The 568-nt window shown below is 43.5% G+C and carries 1 protein-coding gene; it reads right to left on the minus strand.

Going from position 1 to position 568, the window contains the following annotated elements; translation table 11 throughout:
• Positions 1-217 precede the first annotated feature (217 nt).
• Positions 218-568: FimV/HubP family polar landmark protein (locus tag KIV40_RS30720; protein ID WP_285353073.1), on the minus strand; the 351-nt coding region annotated here is incomplete at its 5' end.

Consider the following 568-nt stretch of genomic DNA (forward strand, 5'->3'; position numbering starts at 1 on the left):
TTTACGTCACGTTGGCGTTGCCAACCAAAATAGTGGGTACCGTCATACTCAATACCTAAAGCAATTTTCATGCTCTTGTTCTCTTTGAAAATGGGGCGTGAAGTATATACGTAAACAGTGCCTATCCCAAACCCCTAGGCTGGAAAACTAAGGATAAAGGGAAAACGCCAGACAAAAAAAGAGAGCCATTGTCAGGCTCTCTTTCAGTCGTATCTGTTTAGCGTCCGTTCAACGCATCAATCAAGTTTTTAGCTTCGCGTCGAATTTCATCCGAACCATCAACAATGGCTTCCTCTAGTAACTTAATTGCGCCTTGAGGGTCACTCATCTCAATGTAAATTTTAGCTAAGTCCAGCTTACCTGCAGCTTCTGCATTGCTATCTACATCGTAGTTACCGATATCACCAATGACATCCGGGAATTCGTTTAAGCCGACATCCAGTTTAAGCTCTTCCTCATCTGGATTCACAACTTCACCATCTTCTTGCTCGACCTGAGCCATTAACTCATCAATGGTCATAAACTGCGGTTCTTTTTCCGCTGTTGCTTCAAGCAGTTGGTCTTGTGC

The sequence above is a fragment of the Vibrio sp. D173a genome, from assembly GCF_030248475.1.